We start from the raw sequence: 26,781 nt of genomic DNA, 5'->3' as shown, positions 1-26,781 counted from the left end.
TGAAAGGAGTCCTACCAATGAAAAAACAGAAATTTACCTCTTGGGGAGTGAGTTTTGCAAGTCTTGCTCTCGTTGCCGGAATGATGTCATATATGGGAATAAAAAAAGATACAACAGCCAACACAGCCGCTGTGGCGACAACCCAAAATACAACACAATCAACTCAAAGCAGCAGTAACCAAGATTCATCGATCACCTATGATATCCCTGGTCAAACTACTGATACTAACACAACTACTGATACAACTGGATCAGCAGACACCAATGGAACTCAAGCGTCAGATCAACAAGTTTCACAAGACAACTCGTTTCCAAGTCAACATGGAGGCTTTGATACTACCACTGGTGGAACCTGATGAAGTTAAAGGATCATCTCATTTGATCATTTAATACTTCTGCAGGAGGAACCAACAATGAATAAGTATAACTTCAATTCCATGAGTACAATGGTTCAACTATCGATCAATCAAGAACTGTTTGCCAATGACCTCATGCCCGTATACAAATTATTCGCATCTGTCGAAGACACATGCAGCCGGTTTAAAGAAGATAGTGAGTTATCCCGGTTAAATCAACAATTAGAAAAAGAAGTCGAGGTATCGGATCCATTATTTGGTATTTTAAAAGAGGCACTTCGATTTTATGAAGAAACAAATGGCGTTTTTAATCCTGGTATTTTGTCAGCGATTGAAAACAGCGGCTATACCCAATCAATTGAGTGGATTAAAGGGCAGGAGTTGACGGCTCCCTCCCAAACAGCCCCCGTTTTTACAAAAATGAGACCATATCAATTAGATGAAGATCGGCAAACGGTGGTGCTTCATACTCGAATAGATTTGGGGGGGATTGCAAAGGGCTGGGTGGTGGACCGAGCAGCGGATGTCTTATCCCAGTATGGATTTGGGTTTGTGAATGTCGGCGGAGATATCCGGATTTTTGGAGATCTGCCGCGGCCCTTAAATATTGGCATTGAAGATCCTTTTGATTCATCCCAAATGCTTTCTTCTATCCAAGGATTGGATGGGGCCATTGCTACTTCTACTTCAATGAAAAGAAGATGGAAGGTGAATGGGAGAAGTAAGCATCACCTGATAGATGCGACAACAGGCGAACCTTCTGCGAGCACGATTCTTTCTTCTACTGTAACAGCGCCAACGGCTGTCGAAGCGGATGTATTAGCAAAAGTGGTCCTTTTATTGGGAGAAGAGTGCGGGAAAGCCTTGCTTTCTGTCAAAAAGAAGCCAGCGGTTATTATTAATGAAGCAAAAGAAATTTGGAGAGGTGGCGAATAAAATGGAGTCTTTAGAATGGTACGCAATTCGGGCAACTGGAGTTGTGGCATATCTATTATTATATTTGGCGGCATTAACTGGACTATATTCGGCGGTACAGAAGAAACGGAAAAAGAAAGTGACTAATCTCCTTCATTTTCATGAGGTAGTCTCGGACTGGTCCTTGATTATGACTGGTGGTCACTTAGGAATTTTATTGATTGATGCTTTCATGAAATTTAGTTGGAGTGATATCCTGATTCCGTTTAGCGGCAGCTATGAAACGATTTCGATGGGATTAGGGTCGATTGCGACGTATTTCTTAATTTTAACGATTGTCACATCAAAATTCCGTAAGAAAATTGGTTACCAACGGTGGCAGAAGCTGCATGCTCTTAACCCTATTCTGTATATTTTAGTAACAGCACACGGATTAATGAGTGGTACAGATTTCCAAGGGACGGTTTTGGCGGTTGTTAATATCGTACCAGTTGTTCTGATGCTTGGAATGTTTCCTTCAGATAAGAAGAAGCTTACGGAAGGAAATGGGGTCATTTAGAAATGGGTTGGAACTATCTCCAAGCCATTTTTTTATGCTGTTTTTGGGTTGAGTAATTATTTTTAAAAAGAGCAGTTTTCGCTTCGGACCCTTGCTAAAAATAATGATTATATTTCTAATCGTTTAAACGCCCTTAATATGAATAATACTATACTGTAGAGAATGAGGTAGAAGGGGGGGAGACGTCACATGTTACATACGACTATATCATACTTAAGAATGGTGCTGCCCTTTATTTATCTGATTAGCGCATGGCGGTTTGCTGATTGGAAAAATTGGAAGAAATACTATCCCACCATCCTTTACATTATAGCTGTGGATTTTTTTACTTCTGTCCTTATGTCCGAATACCCATTATGGACTTTTCAAGGTTCGATAATCGTTCCCAACCATACCATTGCGGAGTTTCTGTTAACCTTTATTACCTTCCCCAACCTGACCTTGCTTTACTTATCCTTATTCCCGTATCAATCACGTTGGCCTAAGCAAGTCTTCTATATTGGCATCTGGTTTATGGCTGAGGTGATCATGGAGTATTTGTTTAGGTGTGCCAAACTAATTTCTTATACTCATGGATGGAATTTTGGCTGGTCATGCGTGGTTTGGCTATTTCTGTTTATTGGACTACGCCTCCACCATACCCGGCCGCTTTGGGCATGGGTCCTATGCTTCGTGTGTACCGCCTTTCTAATCCTATACTTTCACATTCCAGTTACGAAGTTTCGATAAGAAGCATGGGGACGGTTCTTCTGCTTCCAGACCAACCCGGAAGCAAGAAAACAGCCCCCGTGCCACCTTCTTTAAATCCCCGATTTTCAAATCTATGAACCTCCTCTTCGGACCTAAATAAGGTTTGTCCCAACTTAATCGTTTAAACGCCCTCATTATGATTTATAATAATAATAGGTTGGAAGCATGGGGACGGTTCTTCTGCTTCTGCTTCAAAGAAGCAAGAGAACCGTCCCCATGCTTCTCCAAATAATTTTGATTGGATGACAAGATGAAGAATGATGTTTGTTTTACGGTAAAGGGCAAGTTTGTTAATAAGTATAGAAGCGGTTATCCCCTTATTTCAAGGGAAGCCTTGATTAATTTGGACGAAGGTACGGAAGAGGGAACGATTGTCCGTCTTGTTGATGAACGGAATAAGTTCATCGCGAAGGGCTATTTTGGCAAACAAAACAAAGGGTATGGGTGGGTTCTTAGTCGAAATGAGAATGAACCAATCGACCAAAGGTTTTTTGTGAATAAATTGAAAGAAGCACTCCACGATCGAGAGCCGTTTTTTAATAACCCGGATACTAACGCTTTCCGAGTCGTAAATGGCGAGGGCGATGGTTTAGGCGGATTAACGATCGAGTATTTTGATGGCTATTATTTAATCACCTGGTATAGCAAAGGAATTTACCACTTTCAGGAGTATATTATCAATGCGCTGAAAGAATTGATTCCATTTAAAGCCATTTATCAAAAGAAACGATTTGCTGTCAGCGGAAAATACATTGAAGAAGACGATTTCGTTGCGGGAGAAAGAGGAACCTTCCCGATTATCGTAAAAGAAAATGGAGTAAACTTCGCGGTTTACTTAAATGAAAGTGCGATGGTTGGGGTCTTTTTAGATCAAAGAGATGTTAGAAAACGAATCCGTGATGTTTATGCGAAAGGAAAGAACGTGCTGAATACGTTTTCCTACACAGGAGCATTTTCTGTTTTTGCTGCCGTAGGAGGCGCGGTTAAAACAACAAGTGTGGATTTAGCCAATAGAAGCTTACCTAAGACGATCGAGCAGTTTAGAGTGAACGGGCTGGATGATGGCGCACAGGATATCATTGTCGAAGACGTGTTCCATTACTTTAAGTATGCCGTGAAGAAGCAGCTATTGTTTGATATGGTCATCCTGGATCCTCCAAGCTTTGCGAGGTCAAAGAAGATGGTATTCAGCGCGGAAAAGGATTACAAGAATCTTTTAAAAGAAGCTATTGCGATTACAGAGGATGAGGGGATAATTGTTGCGTCCACCAATTCTAGCTCGTTTAATATGACGAAGTTTAAAAGTTTTATTGATCAAGCCTTTAAAGAAACTAACAGGAACTATCAGCTAGTGGAGGAATTCTCCCTTCCGAAAGATTTTAAAGCCATCAAGGAATTTCCGGAGGGCAACTATCTTAAGGTTGTGTTTATTAAGAAATTGTCATAGAAACAAACCTGTCTTCGCTCCCAACCCATATCACGGGTAAATGCCATATCAGACAGATATATATAGGATTAGAAGGGAGTTATATTGATCATGAAGTTTATCAAATCTCAAATGAAGCAGCTGATCAAAGACAATAAGGAATTGCAAATACGATTAAAGGTGTTGATGGAAGAACACGAGCTTGAGAAAAATTTTGCCCTCAAGGCTTTGTACCATGCAGAGGTAGCTGAAGGCGGAAAGTATCAACTAGCCTACCAAGCACTTGACATGCCAAAAGGGTGAGCATGGGGACGGTTCTTTTGCTTCCGAAAAGGAAGCAAGAGAACCGTCCCTATGCTTATTTCCAAACATCATCAGCAATGGAAATAACATGTTTAACCTTATCCCACTGCTGTTCTTCCGTAAGTAAATTTCCTTCTTCGGTTGAGGAGAATCCGCACTGCGGGCTTAGGCAAAGTTGGTCTAAATCCACATACTTTGCTGCTTCGGCAATTCGCGCTTTAATTTGTTCAGGGTCTTCCAAATCACCAAACTTAGAAGTAATCAATCCTAAAACAATTTGTAAATCCTTGCGATTCACGTGTTGAAGAGGAGCAAAGCCGCCAGAGCGCTCATCGTCAAATTCTAAGAATAAGCCATCAACCTTTAATTCGCCAAAGATATATTCAGATGCGTTGTCATAACCGCCGCTTGCTGTATAAGTAGACTTAAAGTTTCCACGGCAGATATGCATCGTGATCACCATGTCTTCCGGTTTGCCCGCAATCGATTCATTGATCGCCCGTGTGAAAATCTTAATCAACTCTTCAGGAGTGTAGCCTTTTGCTGCGATTTGCTCTTGGCCTTTTTCAGAAAAGAAAACAGCCCATGATGTATCATCTAGTTGCAGATACCGGCAGCCTGCCTCATAAAATGCTTGAATTGCTTTTTGGTAAGCCTTAATTAAATCATCGAAAAATGCCTCTTTGTCAGAATAAGCAGCTTCCTCAATAATTCCTCTAAAAAACAGCATATTTGGACTAGGAATCGTGAACTTCGCCGTGTGGTCACCTGCAATGCTGTGCAAGAACTTATAGTCTTCAATAAATGGATGCTCTCCAAAGTCAAGTTTACCCGTTACTTTTACGCCGTGTGCTCTTGTTTGAACCCCATTAAATTGAATTCCAGCATCGGTCTCAAAAAACTCAACACCTTCGAGTCCTGCTAGGAAGTCAAAGTGCCACCAAGCACGGCGCAATTCGCCATCGGTTACGGCCTTAAGCCCTACTTCTTTTTGTTTTTCTACTAATTTAATGATTTCTTCATCTTCAATCACACGAAGCTGTTCCGCGGTGATTTCACCGTTTTCTTTTTGAAGACGGGCTTGCTTCAATCGTTCCGGACGCAGGAAGCTTCCGACATGATCGGCTTTAAATGGTGCTCTCGTAAGTGTTTTTGGCATTTTGTCTGCTCCTTTAAATAAATATAATCTTAATTATATAGGAAATTTTCAAAAAATGTACAGACGAAAGATTTCCGAAAATTCCCCTTTGAAGCTGTAACCCCTTGCATTTAGGCTTATTTTTTTAAGAATTAATTATTGTATAGAAAATATTGATTTTTTTAAATATTTATTCTAATATATAAAAATATTAAATATTTGGAAAAACGAAATAATTTAGGGGGATTCATTTATGGGAGTCATCGAGAAAATCAGCGGCTTTGCTGGGAAAACTTTTACGTTGTGGGTGTTAATCTTTGCCGTGATCGCTTTTAACTTTCCGTCTCACTTTGTCTGGCTTGGAGGCTATATTGTTCCACTTTTAGGGATTGTGATGTTTGGGATGGGCCTAACGCTGGAGTTATCGGATTTTAAAGAAGTATTTAAGAGACCAAAGGAAGTGGCGCTCGGGGTTGTTGGTCACTTTGTGATCATGCCGCTGCTAGCGTTTTTATTGGCGGTCGGACTTCATTTACCGAAGGAAGTCGCAGTAGGGGTTATTTTAGTAGGATGCTGCCCGAGTGGAACAGCTTCGAATGTGATGGTGTTTTTAGCAAGAGGAAATGTGGCTCTGGCTGTTGGAATTGCCTCTGTTTCTACGATTCTTGCACCAATTGTCACACCATTGTTAATTCTACTATTTGCGAGCAAGTGGGTTGATGTTAGTGTGGCTTCCTTGTTCCTTCAAATTGTACAGGTGGTCATCGTTCCATTGGCAATCGGCTTTATTATTAAAAAGTTTTTTGGCAAACAGGCGAGAGCTGGTGCGAAAGCTTTGCCGCTTGTTTCCGTTATTGCGATTGTGTTGATTGTATCGGCTGTTGTAGCAGGCAGCGCTTCTAAGATTGCCGAAACTGGGTTGCTTATTTTTGGAGTTGTCATCCTTCATAATCTATTAGGATTCTTGATTGGCTTTTTCTTTGCCCGTTTATGCGGAATGGATCTGGCCAAACAAAAGGCGGTGGCAATGGAAGTCGGTATGCAGAATTCAGGCTTGGGAGTGGCAATCGCGACGGCTCACTTCTCGCCATTAGCCGCTGTACCTAGTGCGATTTTCAGTGTGTGGCATAATTTATCTGGTTCAGTTTTGGCGAATATTTTCAGCCGTATGAAAGAAAAAAATCAAAATACGAAAAGTATCAAACGCGTCGTTTGATTTTGAAACCCATCCAGCTTAGTTGGATGGGTTTTTTTGTGGAATGAAGAGCTATCCCATTTTTATCAGCTTGGATAGTGAAGTTTAACAATAAAATGGGGCGGGTATGAATCCAATAAGAAGGAATAAAGGAGGCATTAAAATGAATGTTGCTGATGTTATGACAACCGATATCGATTGCTGTACTCCTGAAAGTACTTGTAAAGAAGTCGCAAAAAAAATGAAAGAATTGGATGTGGGTGCCATTCCCATTTGTGAAAATGATAAGCTAGTGGGAATCATTACCGACCGAGACTTAGTGATAAAGGGATTAGCAAACGAACTTCCGGATGCATCACCCGTTTCTGATTTACTAGCAAATAATATCGTGGTGACAGGCACCAAAGACATGTCTGTTGAGGAAGCTGCCAAAATCATGTCTCATGAACAGATTCGCCGCCTTCCGATCGTGGAAAGTGATAAATTGGTTGGAATGGTCTCGCTTGGCGATTTGGCGGTAAATAATCAGTCGAGTGATGAGGCAGGAGAAGCCCTTAAAGAAATATCGGTTCCAGCTGAGCCTAAAAAATAATCACGTTTCACTTACTATTTTCATATAGTGGGTAAAATGGCTGCTGTTGATTGGGCATATTGCTCGAAGAAATCCGGCCCAGAATGGGGCGGATTTTTTTTAGCCGTCTAATAAATTATCTGAATTTATAGGAAGTTTGTTATTTACAAGATTCCTATATTTATATATAATCCTATATAAATACTTGGAATTAAATGAAGATAGGGCGTGCGATATGAGTATAGGGATTGCGTTGATGGGACTCTTGGTAGGTTTTCTGGTAGGGATGACTGGCGTGGGTGGAGCAGCACTCCTGACACCGGTGTTAATTTTAATAGGGGTTAATCCATCGATTGCCGTTGGAACAGACCTTGTTTATAATTCAATCACGAAACTATTCGGTGTTGTGCAGCATTGGAGACAAAAAACAGTGAATGTTCAAATGGTAAAGTATCTCGCAATGGGGAGTATCCCGAGTGCGGTCATCGCCATCGCGGCCCTTCATTTTTTTGAAGCCTCTTACCATAACCAGGAACAAATCATTCGCCACGCCCTTGGATATGTATTGGTATTTGTCTCGATTGCGATCATTATCAAAACGTTCATGGAGAAGCGGTTACGGCCTAATCGTTGGCAGACGAAGCTTTTGAGCGAAAAAAAGGGTCTAACGATTTTAATAGGCTGCGTGTTTGGATTTATTGTTGGACTCACTTCATTAGGTTCAGGTTCTTTATTCGCTGTCGCGATGATCTATCTTTATAAAATGAAGACATCTGAGATGGTGGGCACTGATATTTCTCATGCGTTTCTACTGGTAACGGTCGCAGGGATGCTTCATATTGGATATGGAAATGTTAATTATATGCTTGTGGGGAATCTATTAATGGGTTCTATTCCTGGAGTCCTAATCGGAAGTACGATTTCCGCAAAAGTTCCGACGAGACCGCTGCGGGCGGTTGTGGCGGTATTGATTTTTGTGAGTGGATTAAAGTTAATTTAATCATGTTGTAAAAAAGTCAGCATCTAGTATGCTGGCTTTTTTAATGGAAAAAATTCGCTGTATTTATAGAACTTACTCATCTTTTTAAAAATAAATGTTTCTTTTCACCAAGTTTTCACCATTCCCGTCTAAAATTCATTACATCAGGTAACGAAAGGAGGAAAAAATGAGATGAATACAAAAGTGGAAAAAGGAATTTTCTGGGGAGTCATCGTTGCGTCAACTGTCATGGTGATCAACGTACTCCATTTTCTTCTAGGAGGAAGAAGCGCTTTTGCTAGAGGTCCAGGAGGACATGGTGAAATGGGAGGCCGCGGCGGATTTGCGGGCCACCAGATGATGAATGGTCCGCACCATGGCGGTGGATTCCCTTGGCTTTTCCTTATTATTGGACTAGCTGTCCTTGTCCTATTAGTAAGATGGCTTAGAAAGAAGTCAAAAACTTCTTCGATGCAACAGTTTATTGATACCTCACTTGCAGGTTCGCATATACCAGTCACAAACCAAAATGCTGCTATTTTGGATCAATGGGAAAAAACGATTTTAACTAAAAAGGAGAATGAATAAAATGGGTATTTTTAAAAGATTAAAAACCATTACAATGGCGGAACTTAATGGATTATTAGACGGGATTGAAGATCCGATTGCGATGTTAAATGAGTATTCTCGGGAAATGGAACAGGAGATTGTTAAAGGTCAGAATGCCTTAGCTCGACAAATTTTTGTAGAGAAAAAGCAGGCAGCGCTCATTGCTGAAACGAAATTAGTAGTGGACAAGCGTACACGTCAAGCGAAGCTCGCACTTGAACAAGGGGAAGAGGCCATCGCAAAGCTGGCCGTGCAAGAAAAGATGACCAAAGAAAATCAGCTGCAACTATACGTGGAGCAATTGGAGTCGATTAAGGGACAAACGCAAATCCTTGTTGAAAAATTGGACCAGCTCAAGGAAAAGTATAACCAAATGCAGCAAAAGAAAATCTTGTTAGCATCCCGTGCGAATGTGGCTCAGTCGTTGAAACAAATCCAGAAAGTGACCGTTTCTTTCAATACGGATGATATTGCAAGAGGAGTGGCGCGTGCGGAAGAAAAGATTTTAATGATGGAAGCAGAAGTACAGGCAGGCAATCAATTTGCCACTCCGTTAGCTGCGTTTGATGCCGCATTCGATCACTATGTGAGCGAGGAAGAGCTAACCAAGGAGCTTGAAAAGTTAAAGAGTGAAAAGGAAAAAGTGGCCGCATTATAATTCAAGGGAGGAGCACCGCCTAATAGGGCTGGTGCTTTTCTTTCTATCTAGTTAAGAGAGGAGGATTTACATTGGATACGCCAACGTTGATTTTGATTTATTTAGGTGCAGCGTTGCTGGGGAGCATGCTTCCTTTTTTAAGGACCTATTTTGCACACTTCCATAACTTAGTTAACCTCGTGATTAGTGCTTGCTTGGAAGGTGGTAAGATTCATCTTTATCGGGATGGTTCTGGACAGACAACTGGGAGTGCTGCTTCACCGTTTAAAAGAGCACTTATTTCGTATGCAGGTTACACGGGTGCTTCGTTGGTCGCGATTGGGTTGTTTTATTTGGTAACGAGAGGAGACTATCATTTCGTTATTTATCTGTATTTAGGACTTAGTGTGGTTGCTTTACTGTTGTGGGTCCGCAACGCATTTGGTGTGGTTTGGGGACTGTCCGTTACGACACTATTGACCTTGCCCGTCTATTTCCGCTACGTTACGGTTTTACCTGCATATGTTAACGTTGAAATGATTCTCGTTCATCTTAGTATATTCCTAGCATCGGTGCTATTTATGCAGTCGATGATTAGTGCATTTAAAGTGTGCAGACAAGCTTTTATGTCGCGAAGCAATCCGAAGAGGAAGGCAGCATTGGTTCAAACGAAATTTGTTCCGGCCGTTATTTTAGGACTTATCCTGTTTAGCCAGACCTTGTTTGCCGGCTACTTTTTCACACTGAATTTTATCAGCCTGCCATTTCATTTTGATCTAGGAATGACCACTAATCTTCTCACAGTAAAAAATCAGATCTGGTCCGCACTTAGTGGGGTTTTCAGTTAGGAAGCGAGGGGACGGTTCTCTTGCTTCCTCCACAGAAAGAGAAAAACCCCTTTCGCCAACAAAGCGAAGGGGGTTTTACATTAGAATGTCTTCAAAACTGGAAGCACAAGAACCGTCCCCATGCTCCCACCTATGCTGCTTTCCTTGCAGCGGCTGCCTTCTGTCTTGTTTCGGGGAAGGTAGCGACCAAAAAGATGTACAGGCTGGAGGCCGCGATGAAGAAGATCATGGCTGGTGTGTATCCGGAAGAGCCTAATATAAAGCTCCAAATAATGGTTGCAATCGTTTGGCCTGCGTAGGCAATAGCCCAAAATAATCCAAACATAATGGTCAATCTTTGTGGAGTCATCCCTTTTAATTCATGAGGGAGATTCAAAAAGATTGGGTACTGGATATACATCGCAAATCCGGAAATTGAAATAAGCGTGTAAGATAGGAGCGGAATTTTATTCGCGAAAACAATCGCAAGGGCAAACGTTCCTACCATGACAGTCCCTGAGAACAGAAGAATCGGCTTCCTTGGTACCCCTTTATTCCCTATGGTAATTCCGGCAAATGTGCCAAGAATGCCGAAGCCCGAGATTAACAGGTTCGTCACAGATCCATTTAACAAGGTATATTGGTCAAAAATCGCTTTAAAGCTCACGAGCGATAAGACATACAGAGTTAAAAAGGAAGCAAACGCCAAGCCATAGCGCCAGAGAAATCCATCTTTGAGCGCATCTTTGTAGCCATACTTTTCCGTTTTTTCACCCGTTTCGTTAGTCTCAAAGTTCTCTGCTTTCCAAAGCCAGCCAATAAAAAAAAGAATCGTTAAAGAAGCAAAAAACGTTAACGTTATGCGCCAATTGGCGACCATTTGCTTGGCAAAAACAGTGAATAATACAGCAACAATAAAGGCACCGGCATTATAGGCAACCGTATTGGCCGCATTAATGCGCAGCTTTGTTTTTGAATTTTTTACATAGTGGGCCACGATTGGGTTCATGTAGACAATGACCATCGAACCCCCGACGGCCATGACCATCCGAGCGACTGTATAGGCCCAATAATTAGGCAGATAAATCGCAACAAGTCCCATCATTAACAGGCCAATCGCCGTGCCGGCTGCTTTTCTAGGTCCTAATTTCATAAGTACTATGGCTGCTAAAATATTGGCGAATACACGCGCTGTCGTAATCGAATAGTTCACTAATTGAGAAATAATCGGATCAACCGGCCCACCGAAAAATGTTTTGGTAATTTGCGGTGTCAAGGAAGAACCCGCCACCCAGTTCATGGCAAAGGTTACATAGGCCAGCCATAAAACCGCCATCATAAAATAACCTTTTTTTGTTTGATTCAACGTTTCCATGCTTTCATCTTCTTTCCTTAATAAGGATTTTATAAAAATTCCTTAAATTACGGGTTTCATAGTTTCTTTTAAGACGGTAACGGAATGATTAAATTGCTGTTTTTCTTTTTCATTTAAGTCGATTTCGATCACTTCACGGATTCCGCCACGGTTAATAACAGATGGAACGCCGATAAATACATCTTTTTGTCCATATTGGCCATCTAGATAAGAGGATACCGTTAAGATACAATTTTCATTATTTAAAATTGCTTTCGTAATCCGGACAAGAGACATGCCGATGCCATAATAGGTAGCGCCTTTTCGCTCAATGATATGATAAGCCGCATCACGGACATTAACGAAAATGTTTTCTAAGCATTCATGGTTTAGTTTTTCAGCTGGAAGTTCTTCAAGTCGTTCCACTCCTACTGAAGCGCGGCTCCAAACCGGAAGTTCGGTATCGCCATGTTCACCGATGATATAAGCATGTACATTTCGTGTGTCCATGTTAAAATGCTGGCCAAGCGCAAAGCGAAGTCGGGCAGAATCTAGGACGGTTCCAGAACCAATCACCCGCTCTTTTGGCAGCCCAGATTCTTTCCAAGTCACATAGGTTAAAATGTCGACGGGGTTGGTTGCGACCAAAAAGATGCCGTCAAAGCCACTGGCCATGATGTTTTTTACGATTTCTTTAAAAATTTTAGTGTTCTTTTCGACTAATTGTAGACGGGTTTCACCTGGCTTTTGCGCTAATCCTGCTGTGATGACCACTAAGTCCGCTGTTTCACAATCTTGATAAGTACCGCTCCACACATTGATTGGAGATGGAGCAAATGGGATTCCATGATTCAGGTCCATCGCTTCGCCCTCTGATTTTGCTTCATTCACATCGATCAGAACTAATTCTTCAGCTACGCCTTGATTAATCATAGAGTAAGCATAGCTGCATCCAACTGCACCTGTTCCAATTAACACTACTCGATTCACTTTCTTATTTCTGTTTTCCATGATGATTTCCCCTCTTTATATGAAATTTACTAAAATGAGATAAGCTAATTTCTTGATGTCATGATTGATTAGCAACTTGATGGTGTTAGTATATCACTAGTTTGTGAAGTTTTTCACAATAAATGTGACATAAGTATGAACCTTTGTATGAAACCCTTTACAAAAAGCATGGGGACGGTTCTCATGCTTCGGAAGCAAAAGAACCGTCCCCATGCTTCCTTTTCACCAAACTCTATTATTATTCAATCTATCAAGGAAGGAGAGGAGATAAGGATATGAATACAAAGGTAAAAAAGGGTGTTTTTTGGGGAGTGATCGTGGCTGCTACTGTTTTAGTATTTAACGTGCTCCACTTTTTACTAGGAGGAGATAGAGGCCGAGGAGGAGGACGCGGTCCTGGTGGAATGGCTCAACCAAGTGGTGCGGGACAACAGGGTGGCATCACGCAACAAGGCGGGATGGGGCAGAGAGGCGGATTCGACCATCATCATCACATAATGAATGGTGCTCACCATGGCGGCGGATTCCCTTGGCTTTTCCTTATTATAGGACTAGCCGTTCTCGTTCTATTAGTAAGATGGCTTCGAAAGAAAGCAAAAGCATCATCCATGAAGCAGTTTATTGACACCTCTCTTGCCGGATCACACATACCTGTAACAAACCAAAATGCGAGCATTTTAGATCAATGGGAAAAAAATCTATTAACGAGAAAGGAGAATGAATAACATGGGGATTTTTAAACGATTAAAAGCCATTACAATGGCGGAAATAAACGGATTACTAGATGGGATTGAAGATCCAATTGCCTTGTTAAATGAGTATTCTAGAGAAATGGAACAGGAAATTGTCAAAGGCCAGAAAGCCCTAGCAAGACAGATTTTTGTAGAGAAAAAACAGGCAGCGCTCATTTCACAGACAAAAATACTAGTGGACAAGCGGACTCGTCAGGCCAAACTGGCGATTGAGCAAGGTGAGGAAGCGATGGCAAAACTAGCCGTGCAAGAAAAGCTCAACCAAGAAAGGCAGTTGCACCTATATGTGGAGCAATTAGAGGCGGTTAAGGGACAAACCAAAATCCTTGTGGCAAAGTGGGACGAACTAAAAGAGACGTACAATCAATTACAACATAAGAAAATTTTGTTAGCTTCACGAGCGAATGTGGCTCAATCGATGAAACAAATTCAGCAAGCGACCGTTTCCTTTCATACTGATGATATTGCTAGAGGCGTGGCCCGTGCGGAAGACCGGATTCTCTTAATGGAAGCAAAAGTGCAGGCAGGCAATCAATTTGCAGCTCCATTAGCCCAGTTTGACAGGGAATACGATAACTATGTAAGCGATGAAGAGCTAAATAAGGAAATTGAAAAATTAAAGGCTGAATAAGATTAGTGCACGGGGACGGTTCTCCTGCTTCCAATAGGAAGCAGGAGAACCGTCCCTACGCTCACTGCAGCCAAAGTTTATATAGGCCTTCTGTTATGGCTAAGTTGTACATGTAATAGATCCCAAAGGCGACGCTAATGACTCCTGTCAGCCGGGTAAGGGTTTGATTTAGTACTTGTTTTTTGGCACTGAAAACGAACGGAATTCCAATAATGGTTGTGAAGAAGAGCATTCCCAAAATGGTTCCTACTCCGAAAATGAGGATATAAACAGCCGCCTCCCATACACTTTTTACCGTACTCATCGTTAGTAAGACCATTGCGCCGCTGCCAGCAAGACCATGCACTAAACCGATAAATAAGGATTTCAAGTAGGAGACATTTTGGTGTTGGTGCTGATGTTGATGCTGCCCGTTATTAACATGTGAATGGACATGTTTATGATGATCGCCATCATGCCCATGCTGATGTACATGGATATCTTTAAAAGAACGTATGGTGGTTAAACCAAGGTAAACAAGCATAATTCCGACTAAAAATTCTAATGACATCGCCCATTTTTCAGGTATTTCACCCTTCATTAAAATTAGAATAATGCCAATGATAAATAATGTCGCCGTATGGCCAATTCCCCAGAAAACACCCGCTAAAGTAGATTTGACTAATTTTTTACTTTGGCTGGCAATGGTAGAAACAGCAATCACATGATCCGGCTCGATCGCATGCTTGATTCCAAGAACAAATCCTAAAGCTAGAATGGATAGAAAACTTATCTCCATAATTTCCTCCTCATAAAGTTACCATTTTTTTAAAAGGTATGAATGCTAGTAATGAATAATGCGATTCTGCTTAACTTAAAAAATTATAGCAAAGAATCATATGATTTTGGATATTATTTGTTTATTAAACAAATAAGAATGAACTTTCCTTTATTTCCTCGTACATATGAAGTTTTTTCCTCCTTTTGAACTAGTAAAAACAGGTAAAAATAAAGCCATTTACTATGAAAAATGTGATAAACTGACAATATCTTTTTTAAAACAGCAGTGATGGGGTATAGTATGTGAATGAATCAATAGACAATAAAAAGATAAAGGTAGAGCTAGAAAAAGCCATTGGACAGAACCAATTTTTCCTCCATTATCAGCCGAAGATTGATTTAAGAACGGGTGAATTAGTGGGAGTAGAGGCGTTAATTAGGTGGAATCACCCAAAATGGGGCATGGTACCACCGGATAGGTTCATCGGGATTGCCGAAGAAACAGATTTAATTATCCCGATTGGAGAATGGGTACTATTTTCTGCTTGCACACAAATTAAACATTGGCAAAAGGAAGGATTATTCACAGTCGTTTCTGTCAATCTATCACAAAAGCAGTTTATTCACTCCAATATCGTTCGAACGATTGAAGAGGTTCTGCAAAAAACAGAGCTGGAACCACATTATTTAGAGATTGAATTAACGGAAAGTATAAAATCTGATATTCAACAGACCATCCTCTCGTTACAGCAATTGAAGAAGCTTGGCGTTTCCATCAGTATTGATGATTTTGGGACAGGATATAGTTCTTTAAACTATTTAAAGGAATTTCCGATTGATACATTAAAAATTGACCAGTCTTTTATAAGGGAACTTCATCAAAATCTAAACGATGAAGCGATTGTAAAAACGATTATCTCGATCGCCCACAATTTAAACCTTAAGGTTGTGGCTGAAGGGATCGAAACAAAGGAACAACTCATCTTTCTCCAACAGCATTTATGTGATCAGGGGCAAGGATATTTGTTTTGTAGACCTATGCCGGCAAACGAGTTAAAAGAAAACCTTTTAGAGGTTCAACAAGTTGTCAATCAACAAGGGATTCCAGAGGATACAAGGACGCGTATCTGGTATGAAGAATTATTGAATAAAGCCAAAAAAGAGTTACAAGATACAGTTCGTTTGCAACAGGGCATGATTTTTAAGTATAAAAGAATAAATGGACAATTTATTCACACCATCTGTGATGGGGAATTATTATATCAAATGGGATTGATCCCTGCTCAAGTGGTGGGGAAACGATTAGATGAATTTCTTCCATTGGAAAATGCCTTAAAAAAAGTCCCTTACTATCAGAGGGCGTGGGCTGGAGAAGAACTGGTTCAATATGAAGACCAAATTAATGGAATTGACTATCTGGCTAGTTTACGCCCCATCAAAAAAGGTGGCGAAATCATCGAGGTCATTGGATCTTGTGTGAATATAACGGCCCGCAAACAGGCAGAGATTTCTTTACGAGAAAGCGAGGCAAGGTACCGGCTTATCACAGAAAATATGAGTGATATCCTTATGCTTCTGGATCATCGTGGACGGATTTTATATGCATCTCCTTCACTTGGGAGGGTACTAGGCACCCCAACAAAATCCTACGTAGGGGAGAGCTCATTTCTGTTAATTCACCCCGAAGACCGAAATCAAGTAATGGACCGATATAAACAAATCCTAAATAAGTTACCTTCTGCTCGAATGGAAGCACGTTTCCTTCATTCTGATGGCAGCTGGGTATTAATTGAAGGTATTGGTACACCGGTTTTAGGCAGTAATGGTAAAATGGAACATTTTATCATTGCGGGACGTGATATAACAGAAAAAAAGAGAACAGAAGACCAATTGGTACAATCAGAGAAATTAGCGATAGTAGGAGAATTAGCGGCCGGCATGGCCCATGAAATCCGCAACCCGATTACCTCCATAAAAGGTTTTATCCAACTATTTGAGCAAGGGATACAAAAACCGGAATACTTTAACGTCATCTTTGATGAGTTTCAAAGGCTTGAGGATATTCTTCAAGAATTTTTAAATCTGGCTAAGCCGCAACCATTCAAATTGAAACCGGATGACCTGACTACTATTATTCAAGATGTAGTCAAATTGCTTCGTCCAGAAGCCAATCTGAAAAATGTTCAAATCGATCAAGAATATGACCAGATGCTCCCGAAGATTATTTGTGATCGTAATCAAGTGAAACAAGTGTTCATTAATATCATTAGAAACAGTATGGAAGCAATGATAAATGAAGGCAGGATTACGATCGTTGGAAGTTTAGAAAGTGAGTCTGTTCTGATTAAAATAATCGATAATGGGATCGGGATCAATGAAGAACGCCTGAAAAGACTCGGTGAGCCTTTTTATAGCAATAAAGAAAAAGGGACGGGTCTGGGTTTAATGTTATGCTTTCGAATTGTAAAACAGCATAATGGGACGATTACTATAAAAAGTATTGAGAATCAAGGTACCACGGTTGAAGTTCGGTTTCCGATTACTTACGAATAAAAAAAGGGAGAAGAGTGATCTTCTCCCTTTTTATCTATGAACTTTTAATCATCGTTATCCCGTTGTTCAGCTCTTGCTTCTCCGCCTTTACGGCCGATGTCTTGATAAAATTCTTTATCATGGTTTTCCGATGTGGCTTCTCCGCCTTTGCGGCCGATTTCCTGGTAGAATTCTTTGTCATGGCTTTCGGCTGTGGCTTCTCCGCCTTTACGGCCTATTTCCTGATAAAATTCCCTATCATGGGTTCTAGAAGTCTCTTCTCCGCCTTTACGACCTGCTTCTTCCACCGTCATACTACCGTTTTTTTCATTTCGATCTTTGTTCATCATAGATTCCTCCTTTTTGAGTTTGGAATTGCTATTGACTTACATTCTTTATGTACCCGGCTTCTAGGGTTTCAAACTGTTTTTTCTCTTTTTTTCAATGTTGTGGGGAAACCGGTCGTCTATGAGCTCTTAAAAAAGGCAGATCCCGCGGGCACTCTAAAGTGTTCACAGTGTCTAAGGATAATCGGGCTCCGTAAGTAATGAAAAAAAGCTGTCCTTCTGAAAAAGGATTCAGAAAGACAGCCTTATCGTTTACTCCTCTGGACCGCAAGCCCAAACCGAAACGCTGCCGCCGTTCACTGGGAAAGTAGCGTATCCATTTTCTTCAATCAGGATTTGCTCATCTCTTGAGTTCGTCAGATCGATCCAGGTTTCCCCAGCTTTGTCTTCACCGACGTACATTCTTTTCTCCCCGTCATCTCCATTCGAGATGACGACGGCACATCCGGATTTTTCAACCTCTTCCGTACCAAGTCGAACCCAGCCAATCGTATTGGGATGATCAAAGTAATCATGCTGTTCCCCGTACGCCTTATAGTACCTGGCTAGCAGGAGGAGATCGAGAATTTCTTGTTTTCCATCTTCAGGCTCTGGGCCGTTGATTCCGTAATAATCGCCATAAAACAGGCAGGGATTCCCGTCTCTCCTTAGGAGAATGAGGGCATAAGCACTTGGCTTAAACCACTCCTCGACCCATGATTCCAGGGATTCTTGGGGCTGAGTGTCATGGTTATCCACGAAGGTAACAGCATTCTGAGGGTGAGTATTGACAAGGGTATCCTCGAATATCGTACTTAAATCAAAATCGCTGCCTTCTTGGGAGGCTTGATGCAGTTTATAATGCAAGGGAACATCAAACAAATCGATATGATAATCGATATGATCTAAGTATTTTTGGCAGGAATGAAGGTCTGTCTTCCAAACTTCTCCTACAAAAAAGAAATCATCACCCCGATGATTCATCATTTCGACTACAAATTCCTTGATGAATTGGTGATTAATATGTTTGATGGCATCCATGCGGTATCCATCGCAATCAAGGGTATCCGCAAGCCATTTACCCCATTCGATCACTTCTTTTTTTACTTCCGGATGTTCATAGTCAATATCGGCAAGCATTAGATAATCATAATTGCCGAATTCATCATCGACATGTTTACTCCAATCCTTGTGCTCGCCAACGATTTTAAAGATTCCTGTTTTTTCTGTCTTGGCATCATAATCGGTTCCGTTAAAATGTGTATGGTCCCATTGAAAAGAAGAATATTGATCTCCGCGCCCTGGAAAGGTGAATTTTGTCCAAGCTTCAATTTCGAAGGGTTCAGATAATTCTTTCGTCCGGTCCTCTGGGTCCACTTCAATAACTTGAATGACTTCCGTTTCGTCCGCCCCAGCTTTGTGGTTCATGACGACATCCACATAGACTTTTATGCCGACATTATGACAGGCAGCGATTGCTTCTAGCAGTTCCTGCTTGGTCCCAAACTTTGTTCGGACGGAACCTTTCTGGTCAAACTCACCCAGATCATATAGGTCATAGATGGCATAGCCGTTGTTGTCTGGAGTGGACGCTTTTGTCACGGGTGGTATCCAGACGGAAGTGATCCCTTTTTCTTTTAATTGCGGGGCCATTTCCTTTAGGCGGCTCCAATGGGTGCCATCTGGTTCCAGGTGCCACTCGAAAAATTGCATAATGGTTTTGTTTCTCTCCATATTCTGTTTCCCCCTTGGTTATGTAAATAATAGTAGAGTATAGGTTGTTTACCCTGTAAGACAGTAAACCAATCCAGTTAGGGGTAACCCCACAAAGAATATTTCTGGAGACTAGACTTTTAAATTAACTATTAATATAGTTGGAAATAATAGTATAATAATTCCAATTGTCGTATTCAAAAGTTAACCTTTCTCGAGGACTACTCATGCTGGACCAGGTTCTTGTTTTTTAAAAGATGAAGAGTTTGTCTGAATGGGGATACTAATTTATTAAGCGAAACCTCCATTAGATCAGGGAACTAATGGATGTAATCTTTTAAACAGGAGCGGATAGAGATGGATATTCTTGTAGTTGGTAGTATCAATATGGATATTGTAAATCAGGTAGTCAATCATCCGGTACCGGGGGAAACCATTAAAGGGCTGTCGACCGTTTACTCGCCAGGAGGTAAAGGTGCTAATCAGGCAGTGGCAGCTGCTTTAGCGGGCGGCCGGGTAGGCATGCTAGGGGCCATTGGAAGTGACCCGTATGGTTTAGAGCTACTAGACTCGCTAGCTAAAGCGAATGTCGATACGAAAGCTATTTTAAAAAAAGATGGAACATCCGGCATGGCGTTTATAACCGTTAGTGAGTCTGGAGAAAATACGATCATTTTATCTGAAGGCGCAAATGGAAGGCTGTCGGTAAAAGATGTAGAAGAACAGTTAGGTTTGTTAGATGAGACGGAAATTCTATTAATCCAAAATGAAATCTCATTGGAAACCACTTTATTTGTGTTAAAGGAAGCTCATCAGCGGAACGTTCAAACCTATTTTAATCCAGCACCAGCCTTGGAGATTCCAAGCGAAATTCTTCCTTTGATTGATGTTTTGATTGTGAACGAAACAGAGATAGAAGTGGTCACGGGCATAAGGATTGAGACCGAAAAATCAAGAGGGCGGGCGCTAAACTGGTTGGTGGACCATGGAGTGAGCTCCGTTATTCTTACGCTTGGTGAAAAGGGATCGCACTATTATTCCAAAACTGAAACCCATTTAATGACTCCCGGTTTCAAGGTAAAAGCAGTTGATACAACGGCAGCCGGAGATACCTTTATCGGCGCATTTGCTGCCGCTAAAGCTTCAGGAAAAAACACCAAGGAGGCCATTTTATTTGCCACCGCCGCATCCGCGCTAGCGGTTACCAAACACGGAGCCCAACAGTCCATTCCTTCAAAAAATGAGATTGAGGAGTTTTTAAAGGTGCACGGGGACGGTTCTCATGCTTCGGAAGCATGAGAACCGTCCCCGTGATTCCTTCACGGTTTTAAGACAACTTTGATACAGTCTTCTGTTCTTGTATCGAACACTTCATAGCCGTGTTTTGCTTGGTCTAATGGTAGGACGTGGGTCACTACATCGCTTGGGTCCATTTTTCCGGTTGCAAATAAATCGTATAGGAAAGGCATATAAGGGATGACTGGTGCTTGTCCTGCTTTTATGTCGATATTCCGCTGAAACAAGTCTCCAAGAGGGAAACCGTTATAACGGCCGCCATAGACCCCGGTAATTTGAATGGTGCCGCCTTTTCGGACTGCCTGACTGGCAATGACAATGGCACCCATGGCACCACCCTGAAGCTTTAGCCCGCTAGCGAGAAACTCCATTGGTGTCCACTTTCCATCCATCCCAACGGCATCAATCACAATATCCGCTCCGCCTTTGGTGATTTCTTTTAAGTATTGTCCTGTATTTTCATGCTGTTCAAAATTAACAATCTCTACCTTGTTGGTCCGTTTCGCATGCTGCAGGCGGTAGTCAATATAATCAACGGCAATGACCCGTTTAGCCCCTTTATACCAGGCAAATTTTTGGGCAAGTAAGCCAACTGGGCCACAGCCTAAAATAACCACCGTATCTCCATCTTTCACACCAGCATGATCAACGGACCAATAAGCGGTCCCGGCCGCATCTGCCAGCAATACTAGTTTTTCATCTTCCATTTCACAATTTTCAGGGATTTTAAAAGGAGTAAAATTTCCGTACGGAACCCTCATATATTCCGCTTGCCCGCCAGCATAGCCTCCTGTTGTTTCGGAGTATCCAAAAAAACCTCCCTGTTCACCATGTGGATTGGAATTATCACACTGGCTGGTTAAATCATGCTGACAGTACCAGCAAGTTCCGCAGCTCACATTAAAAGGAATAATCACTCGATCTCCTTTTTTTAGGTTTCGGACATCGGGTCCCACTTCTTCTACCACTCCCATAGGTTCGTGGCCAATGACAAAATCTGTTGGCGTGTTGGGAATCATGCCATGAATTAAATGGAGGTCTGACCCGCAAATGGCAGAGGATGTAATTTTAACAATAATATCATCAGAGTTCTTGATTGTGGGGTCTTTAACCTCTCGAACCTCAATGTTTTTAATCCCTTGGTAAGTAACAGCTTTCATGTTCGAATATCCCTCCTTTTATTGGTTTGGTGTCGCAAACATTCCGCCTCTGTCCGTGTCATTAGGGAAGAGCGTCATTTGCGCAATTTGGACGGCGGTTTCGGCTCCTTTAAGGTCAATTGGGAACTGATCCTTAAAGTTATAAGGATGGAGCCATTTGTTTTTTATCATGAGATCAGAGATTTCCCCATGTAAATCAAGGGCGGCTTCCAACTGCTTTGCTAACACTCTTCTTAGTTCAGGGTTGGTCGTCTCGGTAATCGCAAAACCATAATTACGAATTCCGTTTTTAACAGTTAGTAAAAAATCCATCGCAAATGTGGAGTCTGCTAAATTGGGCATGCCTTCCGCATTACGAGGGTCAAGGTAATCTTGCATGTTGTGGTCACCTCCGGCTTAATGAAGTATTTGGCTTTGTTTATAAAAGGGAAGTAGTTCATTTATATCTTGAATCGATTGTTTTACGTCTTTTTCCATGAGTTGTTTTAGCTCATTATTGAGGCAAATTCCTTGCATTAACTTGGATCGGAGCAAACAGACTGTTTTAAAATTAATGATTTCGTGTGTTTCTAATGTCTCATGCACAGCTAATTTATCCTGTTCCATTTCCGCACCTCCATTTCTTAACACAGATATTTTCTCCAAATAAATCATTTTCATAAATTTAAACGAAAGAAATCATGAATACAGAGCACAATTTATTGAAAATATAAGAGGACGAAAATACTGAAAGATGGAGTGAGGAAGAATGGTTCAATTTTTAGGGCTTCATGAAACGATCGACTTACACGAATTGTTAACGTTTAAAAGTCTGTGTTTAACAAAATCCACTACAATGAGTGCACTTGTACAAGATGAAGAATTAAAAACCATTTTGGCAAATGACGCGGCAGCAGGACAACAGCATATTGAACAATTACAGCAATTTTTAACCAATCGGGAGGCGCAATAATGAACGGATTTATTCAAAATATGATGGGGATGGGCGGGATGACTGAACAGGTTATCGCTACCGACTTCTTAATAGCGGCGAAAGCAGGGGTTCGAAACTATACAGTGGCTTTAACAGAAACGGCTACTCCCGAGCTACGGACAGCATTACGGGAACAATTAAGGGCCGCCATCCAAACACATGAAGAAATCACCAACTATATGATTGCAAAAGGATACTACCATCCGCATCAATTGAGCGAGCAGCTGCAGGTTGATTTGACCGTTGCCAATACCGCCACAAACCTTGCAGAAAAAACAAATGGCTAAAAAAACAGAGGGATGGTTCTTATGCTTCCGAAGCATAAGAACCGTCCCTTTGCTTACTCTGCTCACACAATCGAGCCATAAAGGGAGCTTTGAATTGAAGAAAACCTCTATAAAAGTTGATAGAGGCTTTTTTATCATATATTAAGATTTAGAACTAAGTTCTTTCGTAAAGGATAAATCTTCTCCATTTGTCTCAATGACTTTTTTATACCAATGATAACTATCTTTCAATATCCGTTTCTTGCTTCCGTTTCCATAATCATCTTGGTCAACATAAATGAATCCATAGCGTTTAGACATTTCCGATGAGGAACAGCTGACAATATCAATCGGTCCCCAAGCATAGTAACCACGAAGGTCAACACCATCTTTGATTGCTTCTTTCATTTGTTCGATATGTGCCCGTAAGTAGTCGATCCGGTAAGGATCATGAACTTGGCCATTTTCTAATTGGTCGTAGTAACCAACACCATTTTCTGTGATGTAGATTGGACACTGATAACGGTCGTAGAACAGGTTAAGAAAGGTTCTTAACCCGACTGGATCGATTGACCAGCCCCAAGGGTTTGCATCCAATTGCGGGTTACGGTGATCTTCATTCCCATTTGCATAGCTTTCTGCATCACAAATCTTCGTATAGTAAAAAGAGAATGACATAAAGTCTGCTGTATTTTTAAGCGCCTCTTCATCACCTTCGCCAAATACAATGTTAATACCAATATCGTCAAAATATCGGAAGGCATATCCAGGGTAGTACCCGCGCATCAATACGTCTGAATAGAAATATTCCATTTGATTGTGACGAACGGTTGCTAAAACATCTTCTGGTTTAGAAGTGGCTGCATACGTTGGGCCGCCGCATAACATCATGCCAATCTCTAAATCAGGATAGTTATCATGAGCGTATTTTGTCGCATGTCCGCAAGCAACCATTTCATTATGAACTCCCTGATATTTTGCCTCAAGGAGGTTGTCGACTTTGTCTTCGGCGACTCCTAAATGGTTAAAGGATTCATGGACAATTAAGTTAATTTGGTTAATGATAATCCAATACTTCACTTTATCATGGTATCGGTCAAACAATACTTTACAGAAGCGATTAAAGAATTCGATTAGTTCGCGAGAATACCAGCCTTTGTAGGCAGTTGTTAAGTGTATTGGCATCTCATAATGGGAAATGGTAATCATCGGCACCATGCCATTTTTAATAATTTCATCAAATAAATCATCGTAAAACTTTAAGCCTGCCTCATTTGGTTCTAATTCATCACCGTTAGGGAAGATGCGTGTCCATGCAACAGATGTACGGAATGTTTTGAGACCCATACCTGCAAGTAATTTCAAGTCTTCTTTGTAAGTGTGATAGAAATCGATTCCCCAGCGTTTTGGAAAAATACGATCCTTATCTTTTAAAGCCTCTTCAATGTATTGTGTCGTTATTTCAAAGTTTGATTTTTTTTCAATTGGAATATCATCACGGAATTCGTTAATATCTGCTACACTTAACCCTTTTCCATCAACGTCATAGGCTCCTTCCGCCTGGTTAGCAGCAATGGCGCCACCCCATAAAAAGCCCTTAGGAAATCCTGTTGGTACATTTCTCATGGTCATTCTCCTTTTCCGTCTTTTCCAACTTTGCCAACCTGGCATCGTATACTTCAAAAATCTTAATCATTCGCTTTGCAATGTTAATCTCGCTATAAATCGTCATTAAGGTATCTTGAGCGTGGGCAAAAAGGACGGAATAATCACCGCTTTCCCCTTGTGTTTCGCTGGAAATTGCATTGGTTTGAATATGATGCGCCTTGACGATTACACTATTGGCAAGTTTGATTTCCTCTTTTGCTTGTTCAAAATCACTTTTTTCAATCGCTTTTAGTGCATTCATACAATGAACGCGAGCATCTCCAGCATGAAGAATAATTTGCATGGCATTTTCAGCTGTTTTGTTATCAAGCATGATAAAATCTCCTCAAAATGATTATTTTGCTTCTCTAAAAGTGGCAGATGTTTTTGTCTCTTGCGTTTCGTTTCCTAATTCTTGTTTTTCATACACCTTAAAGAATGGATACCAAATAGCAGATGCTGCAGCTGCACAGATTAGCATTAGGATTAGCCCACTCACAGCTCCTGTTGTAATCCAAGTTGAAAATGGAAATGGAACATACCATAAGTCGAAGACAATCTTTGGAACAGGTGCAAAGTGAATCACCTTTGTTCCGAACCAAATAATCAGTGGTAGAACTAATCCATTTATCCACATTGGGAACATCATAATTGGGTTCCAGGCAATGGCTCCAAATACGACAGGCTCATTGATATTAAAGATTCCAGGAACTAAGGAAGCTCGGCCGAGTGCTTTCAGTTTGGTGCTTTTTGAGAAAGCTAACATCAATACTAATGGCAGAGTACATCCGATACCGCCAATCCATAAATAAGCTGAATACATGGTTTCAGCTGTAACCAAGTTAGCTGCACCGGCAGTGGCATTAGCCGTAATGGCCGCCAAAATAACTGGCTTTGTTATTGGTTGAAGAACCCAAGTAGAAATACCCATTGAATAGATAAAGCAGGTAATAAACATAATTAGAGCGAATCCCCAAGGTGATTCGAATATTTCTGATAGAGGCTTAAATAAATTTTGAATAAAGTTATAGAGATCAAAATGAGTAATATCAACGACTAACCATGTCGCGATGATGACAACGGCAATCGGGAGCATGGAATCAAACCAGGCTCGAACAAATTCGGGAATTACGGAGTCTTCTTTAAAGAATGAGAACTTACCGAATAACCCCATGATGTACCCGGTAAATACACCTGCAACAATGGCAACAAACATACCGCCTGCGCCTAATGATGCGTGGCTGAAGCCAATCGCTTTGTCAGCAATCACTTGTGGAGTGATAATCATTAAGAAAGTGATAAGGCCTGTACTTCCAGCGATAAAACGTTGTTTACGCAGACGTTTCTTTTCCATTAAATTGAATGGAATTAAGAAAGAAATCAATAGTGATAGTACTCCCATTGTCCAACCAAATAATGTCCAGAAATTCGGATAGTGTTTAAGATGGAACACATCACCAGGAATAGTTAGTAAACAAAATAAAGAGCCTAATAGAATAAAAGGAAGCACTTGCATAATGGAGTCTTTTAAGGTCGTAACCCATACATTATGGTTAATTTTCATCATCTTAGGTGAAAAATCCTTTTCCAGCCATGTAATCATCTTTTGCATGTTCTATCCACCTCGAATCCTTTAATATTAGAATTCCTTCAATAAATCTTCTAATGCAGCTTCTCCATCAAGAGTAGAGTAATAAGATGGTTTCATCAGCAGAACTTTTACATCCGCATCTCCGATATATTCTTCAATTTCGTCGAGAATATAGGCCAAGTGAGGTCCCACCATTAATGCATCGATTTCATCAAGATAATTTTCGATTTCCGCTTCACCGCGGGCTTTGATGTTGATGTCAAGATTACGTTTTGATGCTGCCTTTCGTATATTGGATGCCATAAAACCAGAACTTGCTCCAGATCCACAAACAAGTAAAACATTTAATTTTTCCATAAATTTTACCCCTCCATTTTTAGGTGACAGCGTTTTCTTTTCTACATTTCTACTATAGAATGAATAGTAGTTACTTTCCAATAACTCTTTACACTAGGGTGGTGCAAATTTATATTGTAAGAGTTCAAACCACCTTTTGCGATGAAAT

General features: G+C 41.0%; 31 protein-coding genes. 18 read left to right on the top strand and 13 right to left on the bottom strand.

The features are described 5' to 3' along the window. Window positions 1-17: 17 nt before the first annotated feature. The 6 genes from L1999_RS26850 to L1999_RS26825 all read left to right on the top strand — a co-directional run bounded on the left by L1999_RS26850 (window position 18) and on the right by L1999_RS26825 (window position 4,309). Window positions 18-356 (top strand): hypothetical protein, encoded by a 339-nt coding sequence (locus L1999_RS26850; protein WP_235741315.1) that lies wholly within the window; start codon window positions 18-20, stop codon window positions 354-356. 57 nt (window positions 357-413) lie between these two features. Beyond that, window positions 414-1,292, top strand: a complete 879-nt coding sequence (locus tag L1999_RS26845) for an FAD:protein FMN transferase (protein ID WP_235741314.1) — start codon at window positions 414-416, stop codon at window positions 1,290-1,292. Between the two features lies 1 nt (window position 1,293). Next, window positions 1,294-1,830: a ferric reductase-like transmembrane domain-containing protein gene (locus L1999_RS26840; protein WP_235741313.1), complete on the top strand. Its 537-nt coding sequence runs from the start codon at window positions 1,294-1,296 to the stop codon at window positions 1,828-1,830. Window positions 1,831-2,019: 189 nt separating this feature from the next. Then, window positions 2,020-2,559: a CBO0543 family protein gene (locus L1999_RS26835; RefSeq protein WP_235741312.1), complete on the top strand. Its 540-nt coding sequence runs from the start codon at window positions 2,020-2,022 to the stop codon at window positions 2,557-2,559. 271 nt (window positions 2,560-2,830) lie between these two features. Next, complete coding sequence (locus L1999_RS26830; RefSeq protein ID WP_235741311.1) at window positions 2,831-4,027, top strand: class I SAM-dependent rRNA methyltransferase; 1,197 nt, start codon at window positions 2,831-2,833, stop codon at window positions 4,025-4,027. 90 nt (window positions 4,028-4,117) lie between these two features. Further along, window positions 4,118-4,309, top strand: a complete 192-nt coding sequence (locus L1999_RS26825; protein WP_215041646.1) for a hypothetical protein — start codon at window positions 4,118-4,120, stop codon at window positions 4,307-4,309. A gap of 55 nt (window positions 4,310-4,364) precedes the next feature. Here L1999_RS26825 and L1999_RS26820 read toward each other — a convergent pair whose 3' ends face one another. Next, window positions 4,365-5,468, bottom strand: a complete 1,104-nt coding sequence (locus tag L1999_RS26820; protein ID WP_235741310.1) for a 5-methyltetrahydropteroyltriglutamate--homocysteine S-methyltransferase — start codon at window positions 5,466-5,468, stop codon at window positions 4,365-4,367. 232 nt (window positions 5,469-5,700) lie between these two features. Between L1999_RS26820 and L1999_RS26815 the strand changes: the two genes are divergently transcribed. From L1999_RS26815 to L1999_RS26790, 6 genes are all read left to right on the top strand, one after another. Next, on the top strand, window positions 5,701-6,663 hold the full coding sequence (locus tag L1999_RS26815) for a bile acid:sodium symporter family protein (protein WP_235741309.1): 963 nt from the start codon (window positions 5,701-5,703) through the stop codon (window positions 6,661-6,663). Between the two features lie 142 nt (window positions 6,664-6,805). Next, window positions 6,806-7,234, top strand: coding sequence for a CBS domain-containing protein (locus L1999_RS26810; protein ID WP_235741308.1), 429 nt, complete (start codon window positions 6,806-6,808; stop codon window positions 7,232-7,234). Window positions 7,235-7,448: 214 nt separating this feature from the next. Further along, entirely contained in the window at window positions 7,449-8,213 is a 765-nt protein-coding gene (locus tag L1999_RS26805; RefSeq protein WP_235741307.1) for a sulfite exporter TauE/SafE family protein, read from the top strand. A 171-nt stretch (window positions 8,214-8,384) separates the two neighbouring features. Then, on the top strand, window positions 8,385-8,780 hold the full coding sequence (locus L1999_RS26800) for a hypothetical protein (protein ID WP_235741306.1): 396 nt from the start codon (window positions 8,385-8,387) through the stop codon (window positions 8,778-8,780). Between the two features lies 1 nt (window position 8,781). Then, window positions 8,782-9,459: a PspA/IM30 family protein gene (locus L1999_RS26795; RefSeq protein ID WP_235741305.1), complete on the top strand. Its 678-nt coding sequence runs from the start codon at window positions 8,782-8,784 to the stop codon at window positions 9,457-9,459. A gap of 71 nt (window positions 9,460-9,530) precedes the next feature. Then, complete coding sequence (locus L1999_RS26790; protein ID WP_235741304.1) at window positions 9,531-10,286, top strand: M50 family metallopeptidase; 756 nt, start codon at window positions 9,531-9,533, stop codon at window positions 10,284-10,286. Window positions 10,287-10,416: 130 nt separating this feature from the next. Here the strand turns inward: L1999_RS26790 and L1999_RS26785 are convergent, their stop codons facing one another. Beyond that, window positions 10,417-11,640, bottom strand: coding sequence for an MFS transporter (locus L1999_RS26785; protein WP_235741303.1), 1,224 nt, complete (start codon window positions 11,638-11,640; stop codon window positions 10,417-10,419). Between the two features lie 42 nt (window positions 11,641-11,682). After that, window positions 11,683-12,630, bottom strand: coding sequence for an L-lactate dehydrogenase (locus L1999_RS26780; protein WP_235741302.1), 948 nt, complete (start codon window positions 12,628-12,630; stop codon window positions 11,683-11,685). Window positions 12,631-12,905: 275 nt separating this feature from the next. Between L1999_RS26780 and L1999_RS26775 the strand changes: the two genes are divergently transcribed. Together L1999_RS26775 and L1999_RS26770 are read left to right on the top strand one after the other, a co-directional pair. Then, a complete protein-coding gene (locus L1999_RS26775; RefSeq protein WP_235741301.1) occupies window positions 12,906-13,355 on the top strand; it encodes a hypothetical protein in 450 nt (149 codons plus the stop codon). 1 nt (window position 13,356) lies between these two features. Then, window positions 13,357-14,013: a PspA/IM30 family protein gene (locus tag L1999_RS26770; protein WP_235741300.1), complete on the top strand. Its 657-nt coding sequence runs from the start codon at window positions 13,357-13,359 to the stop codon at window positions 14,011-14,013. A gap of 61 nt (window positions 14,014-14,074) precedes the next feature. On the opposite strand, the gene L1999_RS26765 is transcribed toward L1999_RS26770, so the two are convergent. After that, window positions 14,075-14,791 (bottom strand): urease accessory protein UreH domain-containing protein, encoded by a 717-nt coding sequence (locus tag L1999_RS26765; RefSeq protein WP_235741299.1) that lies wholly within the window; start codon window positions 14,789-14,791, stop codon window positions 14,075-14,077. Window positions 14,792-15,075: 284 nt separating this feature from the next. Here L1999_RS26765 and L1999_RS26760 point away from each other — a divergent pair, with 284 nt between their 5' ends. After that, window positions 15,076-17,325 (top strand): EAL domain-containing protein, encoded by a 2,250-nt coding sequence (locus tag L1999_RS26760; RefSeq protein ID WP_235741298.1) that lies wholly within the window; start codon window positions 15,076-15,078, stop codon window positions 17,323-17,325. A 44-nt stretch (window positions 17,326-17,369) separates the two neighbouring features. Here L1999_RS26760 and L1999_RS26755 read toward each other — a convergent pair whose 3' ends face one another. Together L1999_RS26755 and L1999_RS26750 are read right to left on the bottom strand one after the other, a co-directional pair. Further along, window positions 17,370-17,651 (bottom strand): KGG domain-containing protein, encoded by a 282-nt coding sequence (locus L1999_RS26755; protein WP_374104005.1) that lies wholly within the window; start codon window positions 17,649-17,651, stop codon window positions 17,370-17,372. Between the two features lie 252 nt (window positions 17,652-17,903). Further along, window positions 17,904-19,364 (bottom strand): alpha-amylase, encoded by a 1,461-nt coding sequence (locus L1999_RS26750; RefSeq protein ID WP_235741297.1) that lies wholly within the window; start codon window positions 19,362-19,364, stop codon window positions 17,904-17,906. Window positions 19,365-19,700: 336 nt separating this feature from the next. Here L1999_RS26750 and rbsK point away from each other — a divergent pair, with 336 nt between their 5' ends. Then, on the top strand, window positions 19,701-20,642 hold the full coding sequence (gene rbsK / locus L1999_RS26745) for a ribokinase (protein WP_235741296.1): 942 nt from the start codon (window positions 19,701-19,703) through the stop codon (window positions 20,640-20,642). A gap of 20 nt (window positions 20,643-20,662) precedes the next feature. On the opposite strand, the gene L1999_RS26740 is transcribed toward rbsK, so the two are convergent. Genes L1999_RS26740 through L1999_RS26730 form a run of 3 tightly spaced genes read right to left on the bottom strand, consistent with a single transcriptional unit; the run spans window position 20,663 to window position 22,405 of the window. Further along, window positions 20,663-21,799 carry a zinc-dependent alcohol dehydrogenase gene (locus L1999_RS26740; RefSeq protein ID WP_235741295.1) on the bottom strand — a complete coding sequence of 379 codons (1,137 nt, stop codon included), beginning with the start codon at window positions 21,797-21,799 and terminating at the stop codon, window positions 20,663-20,665. Between the two features lie 18 nt (window positions 21,800-21,817). Next, window positions 21,818-22,177, bottom strand: a complete 360-nt coding sequence (locus L1999_RS26735) for a spore coat protein (protein ID WP_235741294.1) — start codon at window positions 22,175-22,177, stop codon at window positions 21,818-21,820. 18 nt (window positions 22,178-22,195) lie between these two features. Beyond that, complete coding sequence (locus tag L1999_RS26730) at window positions 22,196-22,405, bottom strand: spore coat protein (protein WP_235741293.1); 210 nt, start codon at window positions 22,403-22,405, stop codon at window positions 22,196-22,198. 142 nt (window positions 22,406-22,547) lie between these two features. Here L1999_RS26730 and L1999_RS26725 point away from each other — a divergent pair, with 142 nt between their 5' ends. Together L1999_RS26725 and L1999_RS26720 are read left to right on the top strand one after the other, a co-directional pair. Next, window positions 22,548-22,751, top strand: coding sequence for a hypothetical protein (locus L1999_RS26725; protein ID WP_235741292.1), 204 nt, complete (start codon window positions 22,548-22,550; stop codon window positions 22,749-22,751). Further along, window positions 22,751-23,059, top strand: coding sequence for a spore coat protein (locus tag L1999_RS26720; protein ID WP_235741291.1), 309 nt, complete (start codon window positions 22,751-22,753; stop codon window positions 23,057-23,059). Before L1999_RS26725 ends, L1999_RS26720 begins: the two co-directional genes overlap by 1 nt. Before the next feature lie 141 nt (window positions 23,060-23,200). On the opposite strand, the gene L1999_RS26715 is transcribed toward L1999_RS26720, so the two are convergent. From L1999_RS26715 to L1999_RS26700, 4 genes are read right to left on the bottom strand one after another with little or no spacing between them, the layout of a single operon-like run. Beyond that, a complete protein-coding gene (locus L1999_RS26715) occupies window positions 23,201-24,664 on the bottom strand; it encodes a glycoside hydrolase family 1 protein (protein ID WP_235741290.1) in 1,464 nt (487 codons plus the stop codon). After that, window positions 24,636-25,019, bottom strand: coding sequence for a PTS lactose/cellobiose transporter subunit IIA (locus tag L1999_RS26710; protein WP_235741289.1), 384 nt, complete (start codon window positions 25,017-25,019; stop codon window positions 24,636-24,638). The genes L1999_RS26715 and L1999_RS26710 overlap by 29 nt, the downstream gene beginning before the upstream one ends. Window positions 25,020-25,040: 21 nt before the next feature. Continuing rightward, a complete protein-coding gene (locus tag L1999_RS26705; RefSeq protein ID WP_235741288.1) occupies window positions 25,041-26,297 on the bottom strand; it encodes a PTS sugar transporter subunit IIC in 1,257 nt (418 codons plus the stop codon). 27 nt (window positions 26,298-26,324) lie between these two features. Continuing rightward, entirely contained in the window at window positions 26,325-26,633 is a 309-nt protein-coding gene (locus L1999_RS26700) for a PTS sugar transporter subunit IIB (RefSeq protein WP_215041610.1), read from the bottom strand. Between the last annotated feature and the right edge of the window lie 148 nt (window positions 26,634-26,781).

Origin of the sequence: Neobacillus drentensis, assembly GCF_021560175.1 — a bacterium.
Taxonomy (GTDB): domain Bacteria; phylum Bacillota; class Bacilli; order Bacillales; family Cytobacillaceae; genus Neobacillus; species Neobacillus drentensis_A.
The sequence above is the reverse complement of the archived record's forward strand: the minus strand, read 5'-3'. Positions and strand labels throughout refer to the sequence as shown.

Coding starts and splice junctions, on each gene's coding strand:
- L1999_RS26850 (WP_235741315.1), top strand. CDS start 18: ATGAAAAAACAGAAATTTACCTCTTGGGGAGTGAGTTTTGCAAGTCTT.
- L1999_RS26805 (WP_235741307.1), top strand. CDS start 7,449: ATGAGTATAGGGATTGCGTTGATGGGACTCTTGGTAGGTTTTCTGGTA.
- L1999_RS26705 (WP_235741288.1), bottom strand. CDS start 26,297: ATGCAAAAGATGATTACATGGCTGGAAAAGGATTTTTCACCTAAGATG.
- L1999_RS26710 (WP_235741289.1), bottom strand. CDS start 25,019: ATGCTTGATAACAAAACAGCTGAAAATGCCATGCAAATTATTCTTCAT.
- L1999_RS26825 (WP_215041646.1), top strand. CDS start 4,118: ATGAAGTTTATCAAATCTCAAATGAAGCAGCTGATCAAAGACAATAAG.
- L1999_RS26785 (WP_235741303.1), bottom strand. CDS start 11,640: ATGGAAACGTTGAATCAAACAAAAAAAGGTTATTTTATGATGGCGGTT.
- L1999_RS26735 (WP_235741294.1), bottom strand. CDS start 22,177: ATGCAAGATTACCTTGACCCTCGTAATGCGGAAGGCATGCCCAATTTA.
- L1999_RS26845 (WP_235741314.1), top strand. CDS start 414: ATGAATAAGTATAACTTCAATTCCATGAGTACAATGGTTCAACTATCG.
- L1999_RS26720 (WP_235741291.1), top strand. CDS start 22,751: ATGAACGGATTTATTCAAAATATGATGGGGATGGGCGGGATGACTGAA.
- L1999_RS26795 (WP_235741305.1), top strand. CDS start 8,782: ATGGGTATTTTTAAAAGATTAAAAACCATTACAATGGCGGAACTTAAT.
- L1999_RS26765 (WP_235741299.1), bottom strand. CDS start 14,791: ATGGAGATAAGTTTTCTATCCATTCTAGCTTTAGGATTTGTTCTTGGA.
- L1999_RS26770 (WP_235741300.1), top strand. CDS start 13,357: ATGGGGATTTTTAAACGATTAAAAGCCATTACAATGGCGGAAATAAAC.
- L1999_RS26810 (WP_235741308.1), top strand. CDS start 6,806: ATGAATGTTGCTGATGTTATGACAACCGATATCGATTGCTGTACTCCT.
- L1999_RS26775 (WP_235741301.1), top strand. CDS start 12,906: ATGAATACAAAGGTAAAAAAGGGTGTTTTTTGGGGAGTGATCGTGGCT.
- L1999_RS26740 (WP_235741295.1), bottom strand. CDS start 21,799: ATGAAAGCTGTTACTTACCAAGGGATTAAAAACATTGAGGTTCGAGAG.
- L1999_RS26840 (WP_235741313.1), top strand. CDS start 1,294: ATGGAGTCTTTAGAATGGTACGCAATTCGGGCAACTGGAGTTGTGGCA.
- L1999_RS26715 (WP_235741290.1), bottom strand. CDS start 24,664: ATGAGAAATGTACCAACAGGATTTCCTAAGGGCTTTTTATGGGGTGGC.
- L1999_RS26730 (WP_235741293.1), bottom strand. CDS start 22,405: ATGGAACAGGATAAATTAGCTGTGCATGAGACATTAGAAACACACGAA.
- L1999_RS26800 (WP_235741306.1), top strand. CDS start 8,385: ATGAATACAAAAGTGGAAAAAGGAATTTTCTGGGGAGTCATCGTTGCG.
- L1999_RS26700 (WP_215041610.1), bottom strand. CDS start 26,633: ATGGAAAAATTAAATGTTTTACTTGTTTGTGGATCTGGAGCAAGTTCT.
- L1999_RS26815 (WP_235741309.1), top strand. CDS start 5,701: ATGGGAGTCATCGAGAAAATCAGCGGCTTTGCTGGGAAAACTTTTACG.
- L1999_RS26750 (WP_235741297.1), bottom strand. CDS start 19,364: ATGGAGAGAAACAAAACCATTATGCAATTTTTCGAGTGGCACCTGGAA.
- L1999_RS26820 (WP_235741310.1), bottom strand. CDS start 5,468: ATGCCAAAAACACTTACGAGAGCACCATTTAAAGCCGATCATGTCGGA.
- rbsK (WP_235741296.1), top strand. CDS start 19,701: ATGGATATTCTTGTAGTTGGTAGTATCAATATGGATATTGTAAATCAG.
- L1999_RS26780 (WP_235741302.1), bottom strand. CDS start 12,630: ATGGAAAACAGAAATAAGAAAGTGAATCGAGTAGTGTTAATTGGAACA.
- L1999_RS26835 (WP_235741312.1), top strand. CDS start 2,020: ATGTTACATACGACTATATCATACTTAAGAATGGTGCTGCCCTTTATT.
- L1999_RS26725 (WP_235741292.1), top strand. CDS start 22,548: ATGGTTCAATTTTTAGGGCTTCATGAAACGATCGACTTACACGAATTG.
- L1999_RS26755 (WP_374104005.1), bottom strand. CDS start 17,651: ATGAACAAAGATCGAAATGAAAAAAACGGTAGTATGACGGTGGAAGAA.
- L1999_RS26830 (WP_235741311.1), top strand. CDS start 2,831: ATGAAGAATGATGTTTGTTTTACGGTAAAGGGCAAGTTTGTTAATAAG.